The 4390-nt window shown below is 64.3% G+C and carries 5 protein-coding genes; 2 read left to right on the forward strand and 3 right to left on the reverse strand.

Annotation, left to right across the window (positions count from 1 at the left end):
* Nucleotides 1-40: 40 nt before the first annotated feature.
* Both RBR29_RS10720 and RBR29_RS10725 read left to right on the forward strand, forming a co-directional pair.
* Nucleotides 41-589: an isochorismatase family protein gene (locus tag RBR29_RS10720; RefSeq protein WP_320349192.1), complete on the forward strand. Its 549-nt coding sequence runs from the start codon at nt 41-43 to the stop codon at nt 587-589.
* A gap of 153 nt (nt 590-742) precedes the next feature.
* A complete protein-coding gene (locus tag RBR29_RS10725) occupies nt 743-970 on the forward strand; it encodes a glycine zipper 2TM domain-containing protein (protein WP_320349198.1) in 228 nt (75 codons plus the stop codon).
* Nucleotides 971-982: 12 nt separating this feature from the next.
* On the opposite strand, the gene RBR29_RS10730 is transcribed toward RBR29_RS10725, so the two are convergent.
* The 3 genes from RBR29_RS10730 to nirJ all read right to left on the reverse strand — a co-directional run.
* A complete protein-coding gene (locus RBR29_RS10730; RefSeq protein ID WP_320349193.1) occupies nt 983-2497 on the reverse strand; it encodes a cytochrome D1 domain-containing protein in 1515 nt (504 codons plus the stop codon).
* Complete coding sequence (cobA, locus tag RBR29_RS10735; RefSeq protein ID WP_320349195.1) at nt 2488-3327, reverse strand: uroporphyrinogen-III C-methyltransferase; 840 nt, start codon at nt 3325-3327, stop codon at nt 2488-2490. The genes RBR29_RS10730 and cobA overlap by 10 nt, the downstream gene beginning before the upstream one ends.
* Nucleotides 3324-4390 (reverse strand): heme d1 biosynthesis radical SAM protein NirJ (nirJ, locus tag RBR29_RS10740; RefSeq protein WP_320349197.1); only part of this gene is annotated, 1067 nt, incomplete at its 5' end. The genes cobA and nirJ, both read right to left, overlap by 4 nt.

Consider the following 4390-nt stretch of genomic DNA (forward strand, 5'->3'; position numbering starts at 1 on the left):
TTCGCTACAAGGCCCTGAAATAAATAACAGGAGAACCGCCATGCCCAAGGCATCCCCCGTACTGGCTACCCATGACAGTCTGCTGCTGGTGGTGGACATGCAGGAAAAGCTGCTGCCTGCCATTCAGGATGCCGACGCCTTGCGTGGCCGGGTCGCGCGCCTGGCCCAGGCTGCGCGGCTGCTCTCGGTCCCGGTGTGGGCGACAGAGCACTGGCCCGGCAAGATCGGCGCCACCCATCCCGACCTGCTGGCGCATGTGGACCGGGTCGTGCCCAAAACCCATTTCGATGCCTGCCGCGAGACGGATTTCCTGGCGGATTGGCCCGCCGGCCGGAGGCGGGTGTTGTTGACAGGCACCGAAGCGCATATCTGCGTGTTACAAACCGGCCTGGGCCTGGCGCAGGCCGGTTTCCAGCCCGTGCTGGTGACCGATGGCATTGGTTCACGGCGCGCACTGGACTGGTCTGCCGCTTGCGAACGCTGGCGCTATCATGGCCTGGAGACCGTCACGTCCGAGATGGCGATCTATGAATGGCTCGAAACCCCATCGCACCCGGCCTTCCGGGCTGTGCTGGCGCTGGTCAAGTAGATTCCCGTCCATGATTGATTCAGGCCCGTGCGGTTACAAGTTACAGAATTCGATATCTAGACTCACAGCTTTTTTGGGCCTCTGCGCTTATAAAGAAGTCAAGGCGCCCGGCCGGGCGCGGTCATCACGCAGCACACGAGAAGGAGAACCATGATGGCGATCAGGACATTCGGAAAAATCGGCGCCGCCTTGGCGTTGGCGACGGCCCTGGCGGGGTGCTCGTCCTGGGACAGCATGAGCCACCGCCAGAAATCCGCCGTCACAGGCGCGGGCCTGGGCGGCGTGGCAGGCGCCGTCATCACGGGCGGCGGCGTCCTGGGCACGGTGGGTGGCGCGGCCATCGGCGGCGTCATCGGTGATCAGATCGGCAAGAATCGCTGATTCGATTTCGTTTCAGTGCGAAGTGCCCTCGGCAAATTCGATCTTGTTGCCGACGTTGTATTTGCCCGAGGGTTTGTTCATGGGGATGCGCTTGATCTCTTGCAGCGTCTTGCTGTCGTAGACGATCAGCGCGCCTTCGGGATCCCAGACGCTCAGCAGCAGGTATCGCCCATCGTGGGTGAATTCCACATGGGCGGCGTTCTTGCCGGGCATGGGACGCAGGGTTCGGGCAATTTCCAGGCTTTGCTTGTCGATGACGTGCACGGCCTCGATGTTCGGCCCGAAGAACACATCCGTCCAGGCATAGGGCGAATTCACATGGCTGCGCATGAAAAATCCCGGGCCGAGGGTCTGGATTTCCTGGATGGGTTCCCAGGTCTGCGCGTCCAGGACAGAGACCAGACCGGTGCTGATGTTCGGCGTGGCAAAGACCAGGCGGCCGTGGCGTTTCCAGAAAATGCCCGAGCCCAGATGGGGCATTCCGGGCAGGGCGATGTGCTTGATCAGTGCGCCGGTATCCAGATCGATGACTTCCATGCCCTTGGCCTGGCGGGATGAGGCAATCAGCTGGCGGTAGTCGGGTGAAAAGGAAAAATCATCCAGCAGGCTGTCTACCGCCAAGCGGCGCGGCTTGAATGGTGGGGATGCGACGTCATAGGCGATTTCCCAGACTTCGGGGATGTCTTTCAGCGCCACGATGAAGCTGTCGCGCGGCGGCGCTGTATAGACGGCGCTGACGCGCGAGGGATCGGGATGGGCTTCGGTGGCGGTGTCGATGCGCTGGACCAGGGACAGGTCGCGGGCGTCGAGCACGACCAGGCCTGCGGGTAGCGTATTGCCCACCAGCACCCAGCGGCCATCGTTGCTGACGGCCAGATTGCGGGTGTTCAGGCCCGCCCGGATTTCGCTGACCATGACCAGATTGTGCAAATCGTATTTGCTGATCCAGCCATCGCGCGAGGCAAAATACACGTAGCGGCCATCGGGCGAGAATTTCGGCCCGCCGTGCAGCGCGAAATGAGACGGGAAATGCGCCAGCGATTCGAATCGATCGCCATCCAGGATGTCCACGGTGTGATCGCCCGCCTGGACCACGACGAACAGGTTGTTGGGGTTGGCGTGGTGCCGTGGTGTATCGGACAGGGTGGCCGGGTCGGTGATCTGGCGCTGGCTGGCGCGGATGTCGGCATCGGTCCAGCGTGGCGGGGTCGCGGTGGGTTTGTACAGGTATTCAACCAGGCGGTCGATGTCCTGGGGGCTCAGGATCGTGGCGAAGCCCGTCATCTGACTGGCAGGGCGCCCGTGCAGGATCACCTCGCGCGCTTCTGCGGCGCGCAGCCGGGACAGGCTTTCGGGCAGCAGGGCGGGGCCCGTGCCGCCCAGGCGCTGCGTGCCATGGCAGGAGGCGCAATGGGTCTGGTAGACCTGGCCGGTCGTGGCCAGATCCGGGCTGGTCGTGGCCGCAGAGGCCGGGCTGCTGGCCAGGATCAGCGGCAGGATTGCCAAGCAGGATCGTCTCAGGCGCATGTGGCCTCCAGGTGGGGGTGTGCAAAGCAGGCTGGGTAGTGGAGTTCACGGTTGGCGAACAGTTCGACCACGGCACCGATTACGATCAATGTCGGCGGCTTGAACGCCCCCCGCTGGGCTGCGGCGGGCAAGGCCGCCAGGGTCGTGCGCAAGACGCGTTGCCGGGGCGTGCTGCCCTGGTGGATCAGGGCAGCCGGAGTGTTGCGATCCATGCCGGCTGCGATCAGGTGGCGGCTGATCGAAGCGGCCGCCCCCAGTCCCATGTAGAACACCAGGGTCTGTCCAGGGGCGGTCAGGGCGTCCCAGGGCAGGTCCAGCCGCCCGTCATTTTGCAAGTGGCCCGTGATGAAGTGACAGGACTGCGCGACGCCGCGGTGCGTCAGGGGGATGCCGGCATAGGTGGTGCAGGCCGAGGCCGCCGTAATGCCGGGCACGATGCGACAGGAGATGCCGTGGTTCAGCAGCACGTCGAGTTCTTCGCCGCCGCGTCCGAAAATCAGCGGATCACCCCCTTTCAGGCGCACGACTCTCAGGCCCTGGCGGGCCAGGTCGCACAGCAAGGCGTTGATGGTGTCCTGGGTCATGCTGTGGTTGCCGGGCGTCTTGCCCGTGTCGTAGCGGCGCGCGCGTTCGGGCAGCATGGCCATCAGTTCGGCGCTGACCAGCCGGTCATGCACGATGGCATCGGCCTGCTGGATGCAGCGCCAGGCGCGCAGGGTCAGCAGGCCGGGGTCGCCCGGCCCTGCGCCGACCAGGGCGACTTCCCCCGGCATCAGCCGCGCATGAGGGATGTCGGGCAAGGCCATGTCCTGGAGAGGGATCGTGTTCATGCGAGGCTCCTTTCGGCAATCATGCCGGTTTCCTGGTCGGTGAGCGGACAGCCGGGATCTGCTCCCCAGAGATTGCCCTGGGCCCAGGCGCGGGTGCGCGTATTGCCGTTGCAGATCGCCAGCCAGCGGCATGTCCCGCAGCGTCCTTCGAGTTGGCGGGGATGTTCCCGCAGCCGCAGCAGCAGGGGGTCGGGATGATCGATCCAGATGTCCCGGAACGAACGTTCCCGCACATTGCCCACGGTGTGATGCCACCAGTAGGTATCTGGATGGACATTGCCGAGATTGTCGATATTGGCGATGCCGGCCCCGGATGCATTGCCGCCCCAGGCGCGCAGCATGGTTTCCAGGGCATCGACCGATTGCGGGATGCGTTCGCGTGCCCATTGCAGCATCAGGATGGCATCGGCATCGTTGTTGCCGCTGACGAAATCGGTATCCCGTTCTGCCTGGATGTCTTCCCAGGCCCGATCAAAGATCAGCCGCATGGCACTGCGCATCATGGCATGATCGGCATCCGCGCTGCGGGTGCTGCGGGCCCGGCCCCGGCCGCTGTAGTTCATGTGGGAAAGATAGTATTTCTGGATGTCGTGGCGGCGCATCAGATCGAGCAATGCCGGCAGCTGATGATGGTTGAATTGGGTCAGGGTGGTGCGCAGGCCGACACGAATCCCGTGTGCCCGGCACAGCCGGGCGGCGGCCATGGATCGATCAAAGCCGCCCTGCATGCGGCGGAATGTGTCATGCAGGTTGGCCAGCCCGTCGATGCTGATGCCGACATAGTCGAAGCCGACGGCGGCAATGGCCTCGATGTTGTGCGAATCGATCAGGGTGCCATTGGTGGACAGGGCCACATAGAAACCCAGCGCCCTGGCCCGACTGGCCAGGGTGAGGATGTCGGGGCGCATCAGGGGTTCGCCGCCGCTGAGGACCAGGACGCGCACGCCGGCATCCCGCAGGTCGTCGAGCACTTGCAGGGCCTCTGCTGTGTCGAGTTCGCCTTTGAAATCGGCATCCACCGAGTTGGCATAGCAGTGCTTGCAGGTCAGGTTGCAGCGTCGCA

The sequence above is a fragment of the Castellaniella sp. genome, assembly GCF_034007085.1.
Classification (GTDB): domain Bacteria; phylum Pseudomonadota; class Gammaproteobacteria; order Burkholderiales; family Burkholderiaceae_B; genus Castellaniella.

What these genes read in the sequence shown, in the direction of transcription:
- cobA (WP_320349195.1), bottom strand. Translation starts at nt 3,327, where the DNA reads ATGAACACGATCCCTCTCCAGGACATGGCCTTGCCCGACATCCCTCAT.
- RBR29_RS10725 (WP_320349198.1), top strand. Translation starts at nt 743, where the DNA reads ATGGCGATCAGGACATTCGGAAAAATCGGCGCCGCCTTGGCGTTGGCG.
- RBR29_RS10730 (WP_320349193.1), bottom strand. Translation starts at nt 2,497, where the DNA reads ATGCGCCTGAGACGATCCTGCTTGGCAATCCTGCCGCTGATCCTGGCC.
- RBR29_RS10720 (WP_320349192.1), top strand. Translation starts at nt 41, where the DNA reads ATGCCCAAGGCATCCCCCGTACTGGCTACCCATGACAGTCTGCTGCTG.